The sequence below is a fragment of the Cryobacterium sp. TMT1-66-1 genome, assembly GCF_004403435.1.
In the GTDB taxonomy this organism is placed as follows: domain Bacteria; phylum Actinomycetota; class Actinomycetes; order Actinomycetales; family Microbacteriaceae; genus Cryobacterium; species Cryobacterium flavum.
In genome coordinates this window covers 490,765-509,230 of record NZ_SOGP01000009.1, presented here as the reverse complement: position 1 = coordinate 509,230, position 18,466 = coordinate 490,765, and the positions used below count along the sequence as shown (strand labels likewise).

19 protein-coding genes, 1 tRNA gene and 1 pseudogene are annotated in these 18,466 nt (G+C 60.8%); 10 read left to right on the top strand and 11 right to left on the bottom strand.

Annotated features, from left to right (window positions below):
* Positions 1-242: 242 nt before the first annotated feature.
* The 6 genes from E3T29_RS08210 to E3T29_RS08180 form a co-directional block, all read right to left on the bottom strand.
* Positions 243-893: a recombinase family protein gene (locus E3T29_RS08210; RefSeq protein ID WP_134344984.1), complete on the bottom strand. Its 651-nt coding sequence runs from the start codon at positions 891-893 to the stop codon at positions 243-245.
* 202 nt (positions 894-1,095) lie between these two features.
* The gene (locus tag E3T29_RS08205; protein WP_370449129.1) at positions 1,096-2,100 is read right to left on the bottom strand and encodes a YhcG family protein; all 1,005 of its coding nucleotides are present in this window, start codon (positions 2,098-2,100) and stop codon (positions 1,096-1,098) included.
* A gap of 270 nt (positions 2,101-2,370) precedes the next feature.
* Complete coding sequence (locus E3T29_RS08195; protein WP_134344983.1) at positions 2,371-2,961, bottom strand: recombinase family protein; 591 nt, start codon at positions 2,959-2,961, stop codon at positions 2,371-2,373.
* 589 nt (positions 2,962-3,550) lie between these two features.
* Positions 3,551-4,246 carry a GntR family transcriptional regulator gene (locus E3T29_RS08190; RefSeq protein WP_134344982.1) on the bottom strand — a complete coding sequence of 232 codons (696 nt, stop codon included), beginning with the start codon at positions 4,244-4,246 and terminating at the stop codon, positions 3,551-3,553.
* A 33-nt stretch (positions 4,247-4,279) separates the two neighbouring features.
* A complete protein-coding gene (locus E3T29_RS08185; RefSeq protein ID WP_134345026.1) occupies positions 4,280-4,972 on the bottom strand; it encodes an N-acetylmannosamine-6-phosphate 2-epimerase in 693 nt (230 codons plus the stop codon).
* A 2-nt stretch (positions 4,973-4,974) separates the two neighbouring features.
* Positions 4,975-5,904, bottom strand: a complete 930-nt coding sequence (locus E3T29_RS08180) for an N-acetylglucosamine kinase (protein ID WP_134344981.1) — start codon at positions 5,902-5,904, stop codon at positions 4,975-4,977.
* A gap of 150 nt (positions 5,905-6,054) precedes the next feature.
* Here E3T29_RS08180 and E3T29_RS08175 point away from each other — a divergent pair, with 150 nt between their 5' ends.
* From E3T29_RS08175 to E3T29_RS08160, 5 genes are read left to right on the top strand one after another with little or no spacing between them, the layout of a single operon-like run.
* Positions 6,055-7,386: an ABC transporter substrate-binding protein gene (locus tag E3T29_RS08175; RefSeq protein WP_134344980.1), complete on the top strand. Its 1,332-nt coding sequence runs from the start codon at positions 6,055-6,057 to the stop codon at positions 7,384-7,386.
* Between the two features lie 60 nt (positions 7,387-7,446).
* The gene (locus E3T29_RS08170; RefSeq protein ID WP_166790006.1) at positions 7,447-8,277 is read left to right on the top strand and encodes a carbohydrate ABC transporter permease; all 831 of its coding nucleotides are present in this window, start codon (positions 7,447-7,449) and stop codon (positions 8,275-8,277) included.
* Complete coding sequence (locus tag E3T29_RS08165) at positions 8,277-9,146, top strand: carbohydrate ABC transporter permease (RefSeq protein WP_134344978.1); 870 nt, start codon at positions 8,277-8,279, stop codon at positions 9,144-9,146. The genes E3T29_RS08170 and E3T29_RS08165 overlap by 1 nt, the downstream gene beginning before the upstream one ends.
* A 21-nt stretch (positions 9,147-9,167) precedes the next feature.
* Positions 9,168-9,338 (top strand): hypothetical protein, encoded by a 171-nt coding sequence (locus E3T29_RS19615; RefSeq protein WP_166790007.1) that lies wholly within the window; start codon positions 9,168-9,170, stop codon positions 9,336-9,338.
* A 23-nt stretch (positions 9,339-9,361) separates the two neighbouring features.
* Positions 9,362-10,360, top strand: coding sequence for a Gfo/Idh/MocA family protein (locus tag E3T29_RS08160; protein ID WP_134344977.1), 999 nt, complete (start codon positions 9,362-9,364; stop codon positions 10,358-10,360).
* Between the two features lie 246 nt (positions 10,361-10,606).
* Here E3T29_RS08160 and E3T29_RS08155 read toward each other — a convergent pair whose 3' ends face one another.
* Positions 10,607-11,167, bottom strand: a complete 561-nt coding sequence (locus tag E3T29_RS08155) for a recombinase family protein (RefSeq protein ID WP_134344976.1) — start codon at positions 11,165-11,167, stop codon at positions 10,607-10,609.
* Between the two features lie 196 nt (positions 11,168-11,363).
* On the opposite strand from E3T29_RS08155, the gene E3T29_RS08150 reads away from it, so the two are divergent.
* Positions 11,364-12,107 carry a DUF5677 domain-containing protein gene (locus E3T29_RS08150; protein ID WP_134344975.1) on the top strand — a complete coding sequence of 248 codons (744 nt, stop codon included), beginning with the start codon at positions 11,364-11,366 and terminating at the stop codon, positions 12,105-12,107.
* A 517-nt stretch (positions 12,108-12,624) separates the two neighbouring features.
* Here E3T29_RS08150 and E3T29_RS08145 read toward each other — a convergent pair.
* The 3 genes from E3T29_RS08145 to E3T29_RS08135 form a co-directional block, all read right to left on the bottom strand.
* Positions 12,625-13,383, bottom strand: coding sequence for a GNAT family N-acetyltransferase (locus tag E3T29_RS08145; protein WP_134344974.1), 759 nt, complete (start codon positions 13,381-13,383; stop codon positions 12,625-12,627).
* Between the two features lie 229 nt (positions 13,384-13,612).
* Positions 13,613-14,953 carry an SNF2-related protein gene (locus tag E3T29_RS08140; RefSeq protein ID WP_370449132.1) on the bottom strand — a complete coding sequence of 447 codons (1,341 nt, stop codon included), beginning with the start codon at positions 14,951-14,953 and terminating at the stop codon, positions 13,613-13,615.
* A gap of 943 nt (positions 14,954-15,896) precedes the next feature.
* Positions 15,897-15,969: transfer RNA gene (locus tag E3T29_RS08135), tRNA-Arg, on the bottom strand.
* Between the two features lie 453 nt (positions 15,970-16,422).
* Here E3T29_RS08135 and E3T29_RS08130 point away from each other — a divergent pair.
* The 3 genes and pseudogenes from E3T29_RS08130 to E3T29_RS20180 all read left to right on the top strand — a co-directional run.
* Entirely contained in the window at positions 16,423-16,665 is a 243-nt protein-coding gene (locus E3T29_RS08130) for a hypothetical protein (RefSeq protein WP_134344972.1), read from the top strand.
* A 125-nt stretch (positions 16,666-16,790) separates the two neighbouring features.
* Positions 16,791-17,528 (top strand): flavodoxin family protein, encoded by a 738-nt coding sequence (locus tag E3T29_RS08125; RefSeq protein ID WP_134344971.1) that lies wholly within the window; start codon positions 16,791-16,793, stop codon positions 17,526-17,528.
* A 123-nt stretch (positions 17,529-17,651) separates the two neighbouring features.
* Positions 17,652-17,939: pseudogene (locus tag E3T29_RS20180) on the top strand (carboxylesterase family protein); the annotation flags it as partial.
* 48 nt (positions 17,940-17,987) lie between these two features.
* Here the strand turns inward: E3T29_RS20180 and E3T29_RS20175 are convergent.
* Entirely contained in the window at positions 17,988-18,158 is a 171-nt protein-coding gene (locus tag E3T29_RS20175; protein WP_241987709.1) for a hypothetical protein, read from the bottom strand.
* A gap of 23 nt (positions 18,159-18,181) precedes the next feature.
* On the opposite strand from E3T29_RS20175, the gene E3T29_RS20170 reads away from it, so the two are divergent.
* Positions 18,182-18,457 (top strand): hypothetical protein, encoded by a 276-nt coding sequence (locus tag E3T29_RS20170; protein ID WP_241987708.1) that lies wholly within the window; start codon positions 18,182-18,184, stop codon positions 18,455-18,457.
* Positions 18,458-18,466 lie beyond the last annotated feature (9 nt).

The following is an 18,466-nucleotide window of genomic DNA, read 5'->3' as shown; positions in this document are numbered from 1 at the left end:
GCCCAGAAAGGCTACTGGGAATAACCCCAAGGCGGCCCGGGCACCACTCCCGGGCCGCTACCACCTCGTCAGAACTTTGTTACCAACTACCTGGACTGGCGCTACCATCAAGCGCTACTCGCCAGTACTGTCGGCGGAGCCGCGATCGCGCTTCATAACTTCGAACGTGATCTGACGGTAGGAACAGTCAGGAAACTATGGGGCGCTGGGGTCGAATTCTCGATTGACACCCGGCCGAGAGCCTAGAGCTGACCTGATATTTGGACCGCAGCGCGCACCTTAGCTTTGCCCAGTAGCTTCGCACCATCAGGTCGAAGCTCCCCCGTCGGGAAGACATGGCGGTACAGCGTTTGCCGGCTGATCCCGAGTTCCTTGCTGAGTTCGCCGACCTTCGTTTCTTTTTGACCCATCGCGGCCATCGCCAAGCGAATCTTTGCCGGCGTCATCTTGAACGGACGCCCACCGGTCCTTCCCCGTGCTCGCGCGGCGGCGAGCCCAGCAACGGTGCGCTCAGAAATGAGTGCTCGCTCAAATTCGGCCAATGCGGCGAAGATCCCAAAGACGAGCTTGCCGGATGCGGTGGTGGTGTCGATCGCCGAACCCTCGCCGGTGAGCACTCTAAGGCCGATGCCTCGGTCGGTGAGGTCATGAACTGTGTTGACCAAATGGCGTAGATCACGACCCAGCCGGTCAAGTTTCCATACAAGAAGAGTGTCACCGTTGCGAAGTGCTTTCACGCATGCCAGCAACTGAGGACGGTCGTCCTTCTTGCCGGAGGCGTGGTCTTCGTACAGGTGGTCCGGGTCGACGCCGGATGCAACAAGGGAATCGCGTTGCAGGTCGGTGCTCTGGGAGCCGTCAGTTTTGGAAACGCGCATGTATCCGACGAGCATGCTCAACCCCTGTCATTTATACGTTCGATTACGTGACACCACGATCAGATCTTCGTAAGAACTCAAAGTTGTCACTTATCCAGTCATCTATTCTGCGTGTCCCAAAGGTCACTAATTGAGCTTGCGTGATGGAAACCGAGAGGGGTCCACATCAAGCCTGTTTACTGATGGTTACGCCGACTCTGGGGCGTGGTCGTCGAACTCAAGGGCGACCGCGCGCGTGAGAGCGTCCTCGGCGGGGAGCGCAGCCTGCTCGGCAGGCGAGTAGATCGTAACGAGAGACGGCGATCGGCTGGCTGGTGCCAGCGAGTGCGTACCGCACAACGGACTCGTTCTTGTCGGCAACCAGCAGCATCCCGACCGTGGGCTGGTGCTGTGACCCCCGCAGCCGGTCCTCGACGAGGGCGACATAGAAACCGAGCTGACCGGCGTCGCGCGGCTCGAATTTCGTGGTCTTCAACTCGATAACCACATACCGAAGTTGATCGACGTGAAAGAACAGCAAATCCACGAAGAAGTCATCGCCGTCGACATCGAAGTGGACCTGGCGGCCAACAAACGCAAACGCAGGGCCGAGCTCACGGAGCGTGTCAATGATGCGCTCGCCGAGCCGGTCCTCCAGCTGTCGCTCGGCAGCGTCCCCGTCGATGGCGAGGAACTCGAGCGTAAACGGATCCTTCGTGATCTGCTGAGCGAGCTCCGAGTCGGCGCGTTCGAGAGCGTGCGGAAAGTTGGAAGGGGCTGCCCCCTCACGAAGGTGAAGGAGGGACTTGATCTGGTGTGCCAGGACGGGTCGGCTCCAGCCCTGCGCGACGTCCTTAGCGCTATACCAATTGCGCAGCTCGGCGTCGTTGAGCTTCTCGATCAGCTCGATGACGTGGCCCCAGGGCAATTGGCCAACGGATCGTTGACCGATTGCGTCCTGATCGGGCCACGCCTCGGCGAACCTCCGCATGTACTTGAGGTTGGCCGGCGAAAACCCTTTCGCGGTGGGGAACTCTGCACGCAAATCCACGGACAGCTGAGAGAGGACCTTGCTACCCCACGGAGCTGTCTTCTGTCGCTCGATGATCATCGCTCCGATCTGCCAGTAGAGCCGGAGCAGTTCAGTGTTCACTCGGCGCTGGGCGATGTAGCGCGCCTCATGCACGAGCCGCTTAATGCTCTCGAGTGTGGTGGCGTAGTCCGTGGGAACGAGAGAGCTCATTCTTCAACGCTAATGGAGGCCAGCTGGCCTGCTAGTTAGCTTCTCGGAATCCTTCGTTATCGAGCGAGCGCCGCGGTGCGTCGCGTTCCCGTGTCGGCGCGCGGGCGAGGGTCAAGCGCCACGATACCGCCGACCCGGTAGAGCTGGTGCCAACGTTGCAACGTCCGCGCACTGACCCAGTGTCGCGGGCGACAGCCGCAAGCGGTACCTGGTCCTCGACGTGAAGTCCAGGAACCCGCCACCGCTCGTCGCCGTCCACGGTTGGCTACATCACTGGCCCTCGCGGGCGGCGAGGGCATGTTGGTGGCGATAGAGGGTCGCGCGGCTCCATCCGACGAGGTGGGCGGCATCGGCGGCAGTGCGTCCGCCCTTCCGTGCGGCGTTGACGATCCCGAGCTTGTCGGCGATCACTGTCGGGTCCACGGCTGGGCGGCCGAAGCGGGTGCCGGCAGTGCGTGCGGCGGCGATGCCCGCATTGACGCGTTCGACGATGAGTTCGCGCTCATACTCCGCCAGTGTCGCGAGCATATTCAGCATCAGCCGACCGTTCGTCGTGGCGGGGTCGATCCCATCCGAGATCGAGCGGACGAGCACACCACGCTCCCGCAGCAGGTTCACCGTGTTGAGGACATCGATGAGCGACCGGCCGAGCCGGTCCACCCGCCACACGACAATAATGTCGCCGGGTTCGGCGTAACCGAGGAGCTTCTTCATCCCTGGACGCTCAATGGCCGTCTTGCTCCCCGAGGTGATATCCGCAAACACGTCGCGCTTCTGCACCCCGGCGGCAACCAGAGCATCGAGCTGCAACTGCGCATCTTGACTCGCCGTACTCACTCGCGTGTAACCCAGCATCCTCATAAACTCATTCTGCCTCAAAAAATCCCTTCGAGGATAGTGAGACACCACGAATGGCGAGACGACTTTCCGAGACAAAATCGGAGCCCGCGATTCCGCGCCTTTCTGCACTTTTCCCACGACTCGATTTGGGTAGGTCTCGTGTCTTGTAAACCTTTAGTTTTCTAAGACACCAAGTGGTCTCCGTTACGGACCCACACAGAACCGGCGACGCCGGCAGACCTCCCGAACTCCAACCCTCCTTCTCCCTGCCAAGTCTCAACCCGGCGACGATACGACGGACGACGCAACCACAATCACCGGCGGCGTCATCGGAAATAGGGACACAGAGCGATCACAGAACGCCGCCAAAGAGCGCCGAAGTCCACAGTCCAAGCCGACGCAAATGATTTCGACCTACTTTTATCCGTGCTTCCCCTCGGCGCCTGGACAGTCGACACCTGCGCCCACACAGCTGGAGCGGCCAAAGATACTGCCGCGAGGACGCAGTCATCGACAAACTAACCGATCAGGTCGCTTGCTCGCCATTCGGATCCGGTTCGCGGCTAGACGTACGTCCACGAGATGCGGGCGCAGCGGAAGAGTTGGGCACTCAGCGTTGCACAGTAAAGCTGTAATCGTATCGGTCCCCGCGATAGATGCTCACCGCGTACTCAACGAGACGCCCCTTCCCGTCCACTCCTTGGCGGCTCACGACGAGGGCTGGCGCGCGATGCGGAACGCCCAGGAGGTCCGCGTCGGCGCCGGAGATAAGCGCACTCGACACCCGTTGAGTGGCGTTCTCCACCCGTACACGGAATTGCTCTGCCATCAATTTATACAACGAGCTGCTTAGGTCAAACTGAAGCAGATGGGGGAACAAGTGTGCGGGAAGGTAGATCGTTTCTCGGCACATAGGAACACCGTCCGCGAGCCGAAGGCGCTCGATCGCGAAGACTGCGGACTTCGGTGCGAGCTCGAGCTTTAGCGCGACTTCGTTGGTCGCGATCATCTCTGTGGCACTCAGAACTCGCGACGACGGCTCCATGTCGCGGCCGCGCATATCCTCGGAGAATGACGTCAGCTTGAGTCCCTTCGAAATTCGACCGCCGGAGACGAATGTGCCCATTCCTCGAATGGAGTAGATCAGACCGTCTTCGGCCAGACCTCGCAACGCCTGCCGCACAGTCGTTCGGCTCACGTCAAATCGTTCCGCGAGCTCGCGTTCCTGCGGAAGTGCGTCGTCTCTGTGCATGGCGGATATTTCGGCCAGCAGTTGCTCGCGGATGAGAAGATGTTTGGGCGCCATCGTCGAACTCCTGGGGTGGTAGTGCGGGGCTGGTTACTGTGCTGAACGCGGGGTCACGGCGACCATGCGGCGGGTGATCATCATCGGGTTGGTGACGGCACTGCCAACCACTACAGAGTAGGCCCCCACAGCGTAGGCCGCGGCGACATTTTCACGCGTCCAGTATCGACCCTCTGCGATAACCGGGCGGTCGAGCCGGGCAACAAGGGACGCCACTAGGTCGACGTCGGGGACGTCGGGTATGGGGCCGGCGGCCGTGTATCCAGAAAGGGTGGTACCGATCACGTCAGCTCCCGCGTCCTCCGCGTAGAGGCCGGAGTCGACGCTGTCCGTGTCTGCCATCACAGGGAGTCCGAGGTCGTCATGAATTCGCGTGATGATCTCGGCGAGGGTCTGACCGCCCGGGCGCGGTCGCGGGGTACCGTCGAGCGCGATGACGTCCGCGCCTGCCGCCGCCATCTCGGTCGCCGTTTCGAAGGTCGGTGTGATGAAGACGCCGCCGGCCGCCGAACGACTGGTCTTGCGGATACCGATAATCGGCAGCGCGGTAGTGGCGCGGATAGCGGCGATATCGATCGCTCCCTCTGCGCGGAATCCGACAGCCCCGCCCGTCGCAGCGGCAATCGCCATGAGTGTCATGGATTCGGGGCCCATCACTGGGTTGCCGGCAGAGGTTTGGCAGGAAACGACGAGACCGTTCTTGATGGACAGGAGCGAAGGGTGCATGGTCACTTTTCGTTACGGTACGCGCGGGTGACCTCGCCGTACAGTGGATGGGTTGCGGGAAGGTTGATGAGAGCGCGGGCGCCGTCAAGCGGTGTCCCCACCGGGGCGACGAGGCTGGCAGCGACGGGGAGTGACGCGAGTTCCGTGCGGATGAGGCGTCGCACGTAATTGCTGCCTTGAATGAGGTTGCCTGACCAGGACACGACACGGCTGTCCTCCGCGAGGCCGACGGCTTCCAATGCTGCCTGGGCCGAGCGGGCGAGCTGGCGTGCGCCTTCCGTGAGTATCCCGTCAGCGAGCGAGTCCCCGTGTTCCGCGCAGGCGACGACATCGATGCAGAAGGCAGCGACCGCGGCGACGCGGTCGGGGTTCTCGTAGACGATGCTCGGCAGGGTGTCGATGGCGCCGAAACGTGCAATGGCCGCGGCAGTGAGACTTGTCGATAGTGCTCGACCGTCCTCCGCCTCCAATACTGCGGTGAGGCCTCGTGAGCCGATCCAAAATCCGCCCCCGGCGTCGCCGAAGAGGTGGCCCCAGCCGTCGACGCGTGCTGTGGTCGCCGCAGCGCATGCTGTTACGACGACTCCGGTTCCGACGGCTAGGACCGCGCCAGGTGCATTGCCCAGAGCTCCGAGATAACTTGTCGCCGAGTCGTGTCCGATGACCACGCGCGTGACGGATGTCGGCAAAGCTAACAACAGGGTATTGGCGCCGCCGTGGATCGCGGTGAGCCCGGTGATTCCCGCCGCGACTGTCCAATCATCATGGCTGCCAAAATTGCCGATCGATTCGGCGACAACTTGCGCGACCTGGAGGAGGACGTTATCGTGCGCGCGAACGCCGGGAAATTCGAGCGATACATCAGTTCGACCCGCCTTCGAGAGATAGACGCGGATGCCGCTTTGCCCGGCATCAACGATGGCCTGGCCCATAAACCGCCTCCAAAATCTGTAGTGAGAATCGTCCTAACTCCTGCTAGGCTACAGTATCAGGTCTAGACCTGCGTAACGTTGGTTTGAACCAAAAGCTAAATTGTCAAAAGTAAACAGTTCCCAAACGCGCCACTTCACCTTGGAGATCTCATGACATTTGCATTACGGGCGGTCAAGCCCGCCATCGCCGTTGGAGCGGTGACCGCCATCGCACTCATCCTCTCGGGATGCGCTCCGGTTGCAAGCGAGGGATCGGACACTACGACGCTCAAAATGGTGTTCGAACCCGGACCGGAGGCCGACGCGATGAGCGTCCTCGTCGACGCGTTTAACGCCGGGGCAGGTAAAGACGATGGCATCTCGGTCGAGATAACGCAGCTCAGCCGCACCGACACGTATGCCAAGGAGGCTGCGGTGATGTCCACAAAGTCGTCGGACTACGATCTGTACCGCACCGCCAGCTATCTCGTCGCACAGCATGCTCCCTATCTGGAGCCGATCGATATCGACGAGTCGCAGTACTTCACGACGGCCGTCGACTCGCTCAAAGTGGACGATAAGCTCTACGGCGTGCCGCTCGATGTCAGCAATCACTTCCTTTACTACCGTATCGACTTGATCGACACGATGCTGGCCGACGAAGCGGGGTTCGAAGCGATCAGCCTGGAGGCATTCGGGACCGCGCTCCAGCCAAAAAGCCCGGACGACTGGACCTGGGAAGACTACCTCGCATCGGCGGCGTACTTTACGAAGAAGTACAACGCCGACTCGCCCACCGAGTACGGCACGATTCTCCAGGCCAAGAACCTCGTCTACAACGCCATGGTCTGGGATGACGTGCTCTGGAGCTTCGGCGGAGGATGGCTCGACTCCGACGGCAAGCCCGACTTGAACAGCGATGCGGCTAAGAAGGCCGTGGCCGTGTACTCGGACGCTTACACGGCGGGTGTCGTCTCGGCCGACTCCTCACAGGCGGAGTACCCGGAGACGCAGGCGGCGCTCACATCGGGTAACGCGGCCTTCGCCATCCAATGGGGCGCGGCGTTCGCCGGACTGAACGATCCCGACCAGTCGCCGCTTACCGCGGGCAAGATCGGCGTGGCGCCGATCCCCGGCGACATCCACCAGACCCATGTACACACTCTGTCCGTGGGTATCAATAAGTACGGTGAGAACAAGGACGCTGCGAAAAAATTCATCGAGTACCTCGCCATGGCAGATACTATGACGACCTACGTAGGGGCAGGAGGCATCGCGGCGATGCCGACAGTGCTCGACGCCAACGCTGAGGTGAACCCGCTGTTCCCGTACCTGTCACGCGACATGACTGAAAATAGTTTCGCGGAGCCGAATGTGCCTCGCGCGTTCGACATCTACACGATGATCGCCGACAAGCTATCGGCCGCATGGGTGGGCGAAGCGGACATTGACGACTCCGTCGACGCGGCCGACGACGCGCTAGCCGACCTGATCAATAAGTAGCGAGCAATGTCCTCTCCTCGCTTCTCGACGGGGAACAAGGGGGCGCGTTGGATCCTCAGCGTGCCCCTTCTAGTGTTCCTGGCGATCCTCGTTGTCTACCCGATCATCACTGGTGTGCAAACGGCGCTCCTTGACCGCACACTGCTCAACCCCGAGCCGGGCTTCGTCGGACTCGACAACTTCGCCCGCGTGCTCGGCGACGGTGGGTTCTGGATCGCGCTGCGCTTTACCGTGATCTACACGGTCGTCGTCACCGCGATCGAGCTCGTGCTGGGCTTCCTCCTCGCGCTAGTCTTCGATCGCGCTTTCCCTGGCAAGAAATGGTTGCTGAGCGTCATCATCCTGCCAGTCATGATCGCTCCGGCTCTTATGGGCATCATGTTCCGTCTTATCCTCAACCAAGATATCGGGCTGGTGCCGGCGATCTTCAGCTCGCTCGGGCAGAGCGTTTCGCTTTTCAGCTCCGACTCGATCATTCCGGTCCTAGTGATCCTTGACTTGCTGCAGTGGACCCCGTTCACGTTCCTGCTCTTCTATTCCGCACTGCAGTCAGTGCCTGAGGAACTCTACGAGGCGGCTTCGCTTGACCGTGCTCGGTATGCGCGTGTCATCACATCGATCGTCATACCGTTGCTCATGCCCACGATCTTCATCGCAGGCTTCCTTCGTGCCATCGACGCCTTCCGAACTTTCGACACGGTATACGTGCTCACGGGCGGCGGACCCGGCAACTCCACAACTACTCTCAGCATCTACATCTACAAAATCCTCTCCGGCGGTGACTTTGGTACTGCCTCAGCCGCAGCGGCAATTGTCGCGATCGTAATGCTGCCTCTAGTGCCCATCGTCGTGCGCCGGTTGAACGGCGATGTAGTAGCGAAGAAGAAGTGATGAACGCGACACTGAGTTCCCCCCGACCGATCACACAGGACCGAGCGCGTCGCCGCACGAAAAGAGGCTGGTGGCGTACCGCGATTGTCGTGGTCGTTGGCCTGTTGATCAACCTGCCTCTCTTCAATGCCGTCATCACCTCGTTTAAGACCGACGGCGACATTGCAACCTCGCCATTCTCGTTCGAGCGCGGCTTTACCTTGGACCATTACGTCGCGATCTTTGGCGGCTCAGGCTACGACTTCACCAAATTCCTCATGAACTCGGCGTTCACGGCGCTTGGGACGGTCGTGCTTGTCATGGTCATCGCAGTCCCCGCGAGCTATGCAATCGTGCGACTCGGCTTCGGCGGAAGCGCATTACTGAACTTCATCACCTCTCTCCGGCTCGTGCCGGCGATGTTTTTCGCTATCCCGTTTTTCCTAATGCTCTCTGCATTTGGTCTCTACGACTCAATTCCAGCGCTTGTTCTGGCGAACACATTCCTGAACCTGCCGCTCGCGATGCTTATCATCTGCGGTGCCGTGCGGGAAGTGCCGATCGACGTCGAGGAGGCGGCGGTGATCGACGGGGCAAGCGCTTATCGCACGCTCGGATCCATCGTTCTTCCGCTTTTGGCCCCAGGACTCGTCGCAGTGGGAATCCTTGTCTTCCTATTCACGTGGTCCGACTACCTCTTTGCCGTCATCCTTTCGAGCTCCCAAGCCACGCCGGTCACTGTAGGAGCGGCGTTCTTTGTGACGAGTGCAGGGATTGCGTGGGGCAATGTCTCCGCTGTCGTGGTCGTGTCGCTCGTCATTCCACTCTCGTTCGCGATCTTCGCGCAGCGTTATCTAGTACGAGGTCTTTCGGCTGGCGCGGTTAAGTAACGGGCTCTGTTCGCATCAAGGATGAAGGTTCAGACCGTCCCGATCACCATCTCCGGGTTCCTCAGTTTCTACGGCACCAATTGGGCCCGCCTCACCGCGGCCGGTGTCATCGGAGCGCTGCCCATCGTCATCTTCGCCATCGTCGTCCGCAAGCACATGGCTCACGGGTTGTCGTTCGGCGGCGTCAAATAGATCAACCTAAGGAGATAACCATCATGGTCCGTGTAGGAGTCATCGGTCTCGGCGCTATTGGCCGCGAGCACCTCGACATTTACCGCAACATCCCCGGCGTCGAAGTGACCGCTGTGGCAGATTTTGTCCGCCATGTCGCTGACGACGTCGCGGCTGAGATCGGCTGCGCAGCGTTCAGCAGCGCAACTGAGTTGCTCGAGGCAGGCGTCGTCGACGCGGTCACGCTCAGCACCCCCGACCATTTGCATCACGACGACGCCGTGAAGATCATGCAGGCCGACGTCCACCTCCTGCTCGAGAAGCCGATCGCGACCAGCGTCGAGGAGTCCGACAATCTGGTGCGCGTCGCGGAGGAATCCAACGTCATCGCAATGCCGGGACACACGCTCCGGTTCGCCAACCAGTACATCACCGCTAAAAATCTGGTCTCCTCCGGTTCGATCGGTTCCGTCATCCACGGCAACGTCCGCTGCAACAACAAGGTCGGCGTCGCGCGCCGAGTCAACGGCCGCACATCCGTGACGTTCTTCCTCGGCATCCACGACATCGATGCTCTGACCTGGATCGCCGGCGAACGCGTCGTCGCGGTGCAGGCGTTTGAGTCCGAACAGCGCACTCCGGACGGCGGACAGGCCGTAGCAGTCACCGGAAACCTCCGCCTCGCCGGCGGCGGAGTAGTGGCACTCGAGGCTGCATGGGGGCTCCCCGAGGAATATCCCACCGACATCGACGCCCGGCTACGCTTGATCGGGAACAGCGGCGAAGTGCGCATCGACGTCCACGATTTCGGAATGAGCTCCTACAGCAGCCGCCTCACCTATCCGGTGCCCGCCGGCGGGTCGGTGTACGGAGCCCCGCAAGGCATGCTCTACGAAGAGCTGAACGCGTTCCTGCGCGCGGTGCGCGGAGAGATCGAGATTCCGGTCACGATGCGAGAAGCCGCGGATGCGGTGCGCGTCGCCACCACGATCGATAAGGCGATCATCTCCGGCAACACGGAGCAGGTCGTCTATGCCTCGTAATACCTAGGCTTGTGGGCGCGAGCGCGGATAGCCCACGCGCCCACAAACGTGACCGCGGCTGGGCAGCAGCTCAGAACTCCGGTACTTCGCCTTAGCGGACCCGGAGTTTTTCATTAGTCCTGCACTTTTCGGCGGTGCCCTGCGCGGCGTTGGCCCTGGCGCGTTTTCCGCGCCAGCAGACGAGGCACCGCGAACTCGCCCACTCCCCCAGCTGCAGGCATAGCATCTGCGTCAGGGGAGAGTCCTTCAGGCCTCGGCGCGGAGGTAGGCGTAAACGGTTTCTCGGCTGATCCCAAAGTGTCGAGCGAGCGCAGCTTTCGGCACTCCAGAGGCGGCCTTCTCGCGCAGCTCCGCGGCGCGGGCCGCGTCCAAGGATGGGGTGCGGCCGCGGTACACGCCACGCTTCTTAGCCAGGGCAATGCCCTCGCGCTGACGTTCACGGATCAAGGAACGCTCGAACTCAGCAAAGGCTCCCATGACGCTCAAGAGCAGGTTTGCCATCGCGTTGTCATCGCCAGTGAAGGTGAGCTGCTCTTTCACGAACTCAACCCGGACCTTCTTCGCGGTGAGTCGGCGCACGATCACGCGAAGGTCATCCAAGTTGCGGGCCAGGCGGTCCATGGAATGCACGAGAACAGTATCGCCATCTCGGACGAACTTGATCATCTCCTCCAGCTCGGGCCGGTTCTGATCCTTTCCCGACGCCTTGTCCTCGAACACCCGGTCGACGTCGACGCCAGCAAGCTGGCGGACGGTGTTCTGATCGAGAGTGCTGACTCGCACATATCCAACTCGTTGACCCGTCATGAGGATCTCCTACCTGTTTTGTCAGGTTGAACTCTAAGACCTGGCGAGAAGGGCTGTCAACAAATAAGAATTGGACCCTATCCTGACGGCGCAAAATATATACGCTTGACGCCTAGTTGGGGTACACCACAACTAGGCACTGTCTGCTGGTGCGGAAGCCCCCGTGCGGTCGCGGTCTTGTTGTACCTTTTCAACCGTGAGCCTCGAACAGAAAATCCCACCAGTCGAAGATCTCCTTGCGTTCATCGAGGAGCAGGAAGCACGGCTGCTCAACCGTGCTTACGACATCAAAGGAACGGATGCAGGCGAGTTCCAGGTGATCTACGGTGTTTGCGCACAGGCGATCCGCTACTCGGCTGCCTTCGCCACGTTGCATAGGGCCGGCAGACCGCGCGAAGCTGTCGTCCTCGCGCGGCAGGCCATCGAGCACGCAGCAACAGCACAATGGGCGCGCTTCACAGAAGGCGGTCTGGAGAAGCTCGTCGCGACTCTCCAAGCCACTCACATCGACTTTTACAGCAAGATGTCGGCCTGGCTCAAGAACACGCAGCTCATTGACGCTGTGGAAGCAGAGACCGAACGGCTCGGCAGACTCGGCAAAGGGATGCCACCAGTGGCAGACAGGCTCAGAGCGATCGATCAGAGCCAGATGCTGGAAATGGTTTACAAGCAGCAGTCTCAGCTGGTCCACGTCACGAGCAGCTCGACGACGGGTTTCGTCAAGATAGACGGCGACGAGATGACGCTGGCGCCCGTGCCGGACGACCCGCACGGCGTGAACACGACATACGTGGCAGCAATGGCCGCCATGTTCGCCGCCTGGCTCATCGAAGACCTGATTGTGGGCAAGCCTGGGATGCTGAGGCTTGACAAGCAGTCCGACCAACTGTTGCTGCCGATCAACGTCGAGACGTCAATTCCTCGTGGAAACGATGGCTGATTGCCGGCAACGGTAATTCGCAGCCTGCCTACGTCCGGCTCATAGACGGCTCCATCGGGATCCTCCTTGGTGTCATCAGGCAGAAATTACTTCCCAAGGGAGGCCGTATTCTCAGCTCATGCGAACGTGGGACCTCTTCTCTGTGAATCGCGGCCAGCTAACTCCGCTGTAAGAGGCGTTCCACTTCCAAGGATCTGGAACGCGTGCGTGGGATTCAGCCCCGTGCCCAACGGTTTATGAGTCCGCTGCTTCATCACTCATCAAGGCCGCCTCGAGTAGTAAAGGCGCAGTTCCGTGAACAGCACTTCCGACACGTTTGTGGGCGGCCATTCGGGGCCGCGTCCGCTGCCACTCAGAAACGATCGGTTCTGGATGCGAGCTGCGTCGTTGGAGGACCCCGACAGTTCTGTACCAAGCTTCAAACCGCCGCTGAGCATGTTGCACTTAGGGCACCCCCGCGAGCAATTAACGTGCGGCCCGGCCCACGCTTTTCTGGAATCCCGCCGATTCAGGGTAACTACCGTCGCCCCCTGGTGGACCCGAAGAAGTCGAGAACCTTCTGTGGCACCGGCCCCTTCCGTGCCAGGTCAACCATGGAGCGCGTGCCCTCGTCGAGATCGCGAAGGTCCACGTCGCCACTGTCGACTATATGCATCAGCTCGGTTGCCGCGTCATGCGTCGGGCGCCCGCTCACGATCGCGAAGTCGAAGGTGCGGCGGATCGCCCTCGGACGCAGCACCTTTGCGGCCATGAGCGGAAATCCGACGCTCGAATCTCCGATGTCCGCGCGGAGGTGGCTCCCGAACGGCAGCCACGCGTACCCGCGACCGTCGACAACCACCTCCCAGTCGATCGCCCGGTAGAAGTCCGACTCGGTCGGCGGCACGTGGGCGACGATCACGTTTTGCCGAGCGCCTAGAGCCCTACGCTCGATTTCCGCCACCCGAGCCTTGGCGATTCCGGAGCGGCGGTGGGCGGGACCCACCACGAGGTACTGCAATAGGATGTGCGCGGGATCGATCTGTCCGGTACCGGGCAATGACCAGGGCGCGGCTGCGGCGAAGCCAACGATCTTGTCATCCTTCTCCGCGACGATCGTGAACGCCCGGAGGGGCGCCGCGAGCTCCTCGGTCAGCATGATTCGGGCCAGCTCGGCGTCCGCGTACAAGTAGCCAGCGTGGTGCTGGCCAGGAACTGCGGGAAAGTAGGCCCGCTCGTAGTCGAGCAGAACAGGGGCGTCGGTCGGCTTGCCGAACCGGAGGAGGAAGTCGGTCATATGTAGAGGTTAGCCAGCACTCCCGATCAGTCAGCGCGTGAAGCTTCCGGGTGGCCTTGCTACCCCTGTTCATTTCAAAACCCTTGCTGAGGTCTTGCTTTTGACAGCAGTTGTGGCACGTTTTTGGCCACCCATCGAAGGGCATCTCTGCGGCCGCTCGCTAAGGATCGTTTCCGGCTCAAATTCTAGTTAACGCGAGGACGAACCCTCTGCACCGTCGCTCGATGTTCTAGCGAGGGTCGTAGAGATCGGACAATTTGTTACCGATCGCCCGCAACCGGTCTTCTGTGCCCTCATCGATCGTGTCCGGAGCAATTAGATTCCACCATTGAACTGACTCCAACTGGCCTGGTCTATCCAGACGCTCTCCAGCTTGAGTGTTTAGAAGAGCGTTTACGTGTTTAGAAAGCCAGACGCCATTGCTGCACTTGTGCTGCAGGCCGTCTAAGCCCTCTGCAACGGCAGCGATTCCCGCGACCAACACACGGAAGGAGCCTCCGAATTCGCGGAGAAGCCGTTCTCTTTCTTTCTGCTCGGTCTTCCCTGTGTACGCCTCGGCTGTTATGCCCGCTTTCCGAAGCCGAGAAATCACCACGGGGATAAATCGGGCGCTTGGCGATAATACGAAGTACGTCTCTTCTGGGGAACGATCCTCGATGATTTCAACTAGGGCATCTATCTTTGAAGACTTTGCATTTTCTGCAAAAGTCACCTGGTGGTCCACGATTATGGGAACGCCGAGTGTCAGCTGGCGAAGTCGCAGGCTTTGCGTGAACGGAACGGCAGCAAGCAGCGGATGCTCTCCCAACCAAACAAGAGCGAGCTCTTGGAATTGATTGTAAATTTTCCGTTGAAGGGGTGCCATCTCGCAGGATACTTCGATCGTTGGAAGCACCGGCGGCATGTCCCCGCGGTGGTCCTTCTTCAGGCGACGAATGAAAAATGGCATATCGCGGATCACGCCCCCCGGAATGATCTCTCGATCGAGCTTAGGGACAGCTCGGTTGCCGAGGGTGTGCCAGAAGGTCTTAACCCAATGGGTGTAGGACTTGTACCGCTCTGGCCATAGCCAGTTCATGGGCGGGAAAAGACCCTCTGGCTTATTTGCTGAGGGAGTACCTGACAATGCAATCTTGTAGTCGCTGGAGATCCATTGAAGCGTGTGCCTCGTCCATGATTCGCGGTTCTGAATTCGATGTACCTCGTCAGCAATAATCAAGTCCGCATGATTGCCCGTGATCGCGCCAGTTCGCATGAACTCCCAGCCGATGAAATACCAGCCAGGTTCACCTTTCTTCAGACGGGTGAAAGACCCTGAGCGAAAAGATTTCATGGAGTCCTCTAGGTGATAGAAAACAGCGTCGGGAATTTGCGACTTAACCGTCGCTTCCCAGGAACGACGCGTACTAAGCGGCGCAACGACAATAATAGATTTAAGGCCAAGGCGTTTGGCGAACTCGACGGCTGTGATGGTTTTACCCAGAGCCTGCTCGTACGCCAGGAAGATCGACTTCTGACCTTCGTCTATGGCTCGAGTAATGTCCATATCCTGGTAAGCAAATAGCTTGATAATCTTGCTCCGCCTTTGACTCCGCCAAGATTTGGCGGCCGGATGGTTGCGCCGGCAGAAATCAGGCTACCTAGTTCCAACCCCGGGTCTCTCCACTTTCGATGAGACCAGCGGCCGGCAAGGCCTCAAACGAACAATTCACCTCTGGTCACGTCCCGCCGGGTGTTGTAATTCGTCAACTCGGAGGTGTTGGCAATGGGCAGTTCGAAACCTGCCGACTACGCCGAGGACATCGACTCGGCAAGGGCGTCGCTCGACGTGGCTTCATCGGGCGGGCGACCTGTCCGTCGATCTCGGGACCCCCGGCGGTCTCGGCTCCGAGCCGATGCAGCAGGCTGCCGCGGTGATCGAAGCAGCCGGACGGGCGCTCCGTGAACCAATGTCCGCCCGAAAAACGTTTCGCATCTGACACCATCCAGTCCTGCGACGCGGGCAACCATGCCGCCATTTACTTCTGAAGAAATGCCGCCATCTCAATCGAAAAACCACAGCAGATCAGTCGTCAGCCGCCGCGGTCTCAGAATCGACCGTTTTAGCGACGACCGTTTCAGCATTTTCGAACCGCTCAGTTATGCACTCTTCGAACATCGACGCCTTCCGGGACGTTTCCCGGCCCGAGGACCCAAGAATCCAGAGCCAGGTGTGCCGCGGCCAACGTCAACAGCTGCCGACGTTCAACCACGAGAACGTGCGCCCTACCGAAAACTGTGACCTGCTCGGAGCTCCCACCAGGAATCCCGAGCACCCACATGTCATTTGTGGCGCCGGGAACCGAAAGCTCGACGGTGCAGGCGTTCGGTTCCCCGAAGACCTGAAACCAGCGGCCTGTCCTCCTGTTCCCACAGACAGCCCAGGGGAACCCGTGACCGTTGACGCCGGAAATGAGGTCGTGAAGGAAGGCGGCCAAACCCCCGCAATCCCAATGATTGCGGGGGTTTTCTTGTGCGCCCGAAGGGATTCGAACCCCCAACCTTCTGATCCGTAGTCAGATGCTCTATCCGTTGAGCTACGAGCGCATGCCAATCTCGCGAACTGTAACGCCCGGAGACAACTTGAAAACTATACCAGCTATCGAGGGCTTCCCGTTCCATCCGGGCGGGCAGCAGGGTGCCGGCGCCGATCTTTTAGCGCCATTGGGCTGTCGGTGTTCAAGAGATTTCTGGGAATGACTCAGATTCGATGGCGCTTTTCGGGGAAAAGTGTTCACCTGAGGCCAAGTCAATACCTACAAAGGGGGTCGTAACCGACCTGGTCGCGCCGACCACGACCGGCTCAAACAGCACGCTCGGCGGCACACAGATTCTCGCGAATCTGGCCGCGCCGGTCACGGTGCAGGGCAACGCGATCAGCGTGGGGGCGGTTCCGAGTCCGAGGGGGCAACGAACGCCTCATCGACCCCGGGCGGGGCTACCGTCTCCGTCGCTCCGACCACCACGGGAACCGACAGCTTTCTCGGTGGCACTCAGGTCGTGCCGCTCACGCTCCTCGGCACCGATTCATCCGCACGAGGCACGGGTAATTCTTCTCTCGCCGCGCTGCGACTGACGCCGCTGTTCGGGTCAACGCTGGCCGGTTCCACCCTGGCGAGCACGGGAACAACGCCACTGCCATTCCTCGCACTGGGCCTCCTTTTCGCCCTGGCCGGACCTGGCCGGACCTGGCCTGGCCGGATTGCACGCGGCCTGATTGCGCGTGGAGGTGGCACCGCCTAGCCAGCAGCATCCGCTCATAGCCGCCGGACGCTTCGACCACCAGGTAGAAGCGCCCGGTTGTGGCGCGCCCGCGACGTCAAAATCAACCCCTGTCATCCTTTCGAGTCGAGTGATTGAATAAGCCGGTGAACAAGACGAGCCCCGCCGAACGGGCACCCTTTGACTACTCCGGCCTGCGCGCCGTCTTCATTAACTGCACCCTCAAGCGCAGCCCGGAGGTCAGCAACACCCAGGGAATTGTCGACCTCAGCGCCCGCATCATGCGGGAGCAGGGCGTGCAGGTCGACCTGATTCGCGCCATCGACCACGACATTGCCACCGGCGTCTACCCCGACATGACCGACCACGGCTGGCAAACGGATGCCTGGCCGTCTCTGTTCACGACGGTGCAGGCTGCCGACATCCTCGTTCTCGCCGGGCCAATCTGGCTCGGCGACAACGGCTCGGTGACCAAACGCATCGTGGAACGGCTCTACGCCCACTCGGGCGAGTTCAATGACAAGGGCCAGTACATCTTCTATGGCAAGGTCGGCGGCGCCATCATCACCGGCAATGAAGACGGCGTGAAACACTGCACGTCGAACCTGCTGTACAGCCTGCAACACATTGGCTACTCGATTCCTCCCGCCGCCGACAGCGGCTGGATCGGCGAAATAGGCCCAGGTCCGAGCTATCTCGACGAGGGCTCCGGCGGCCCGCAGAACGACTTCACCAACCGCAACACCACCTTCATGAGCTGGAACCTCATGCACCTCGCCTCAATTTTGAAGAAGAACGGCGGCATCCCGGCTTTCGGCAACCTGCGCCAGGACTGGGACCGCGGCGAACGCTTCGGGTTTGAGCCGAACCCGGAATATAGGTAAGAGTCAGCAGCAAAATTCAACAGATCGGGGAACCCAGTGGCACTCCAAACACTTTCGACAGAGTCTTCCCCGGTTCCACCTGTACCCGCGCCGAGCGCGCTCGACGTGCGCGTCACCGGCGGCATGGTGCGCGGCATCCGTGAAGGTGCTGTTCTGGCGTGGCGCGGCATCCCCTATGCCGCTCCGCCGGTCGGTGATCGACGCTTTCGCGCTCCGCAGCCCGTCATGGTGTTCGTGCACGGCGGCGGCTACAGCACCGGTTCTGCCCAGGATTTTCCTGGCCAGGGCGAGGGCTTCGTGAGCAGTGCCCGCGTCGTCTACGTGAGTTTGAACTACCGACTCGGCGCCCTGGGATACCTCGACTTCAGCCGGTATTCCACGCCGGACCGCCCGATTGAGAACAATCTGGGGTTGCGCGATCAGGTGGCCGCCCTCGAGTGGGTGCGAGCGAACATCCGCTCATTTGGCGGCACCTTCCTGCCGGAGCATCCGTTCGACGCTTTTCGCGACGGCCGTGCCCACCGGGTACCGCTGATCATCGGCACGAATGATCGCGAGGGTGCGTTTTTTCGCGGCCGGGCCAACGTGCTCCCCCGCTCGCCGTGGCGCATCCAGGCCCTGTTTAACCACGCCCCCAAGATAGCCCCGACGAGATGCGGGCCGCCTATCCTGGTCTGCCGATCAGCCGCGCCGCCGCCGATTTCGGGGGTGACTATGCCTTGTGGTATCCGAGCATCGTCGTCGCCGGGTTGTACTCTCGGTTCGCCCCCGTGCATTTCCACCGCTTCGACATCGCTCCGCGGCTCATGCACCTGCTCGAGCTCGGGCTCGATGCCACGCACGGCATTGAAATGTATGCCCTGTTCGACCAGGTCGACCCCCGCAGCGAGCGCCGGCGCGTCTGGCAACGGTTTCTGCCGAACCTGTAGCACCTAGCA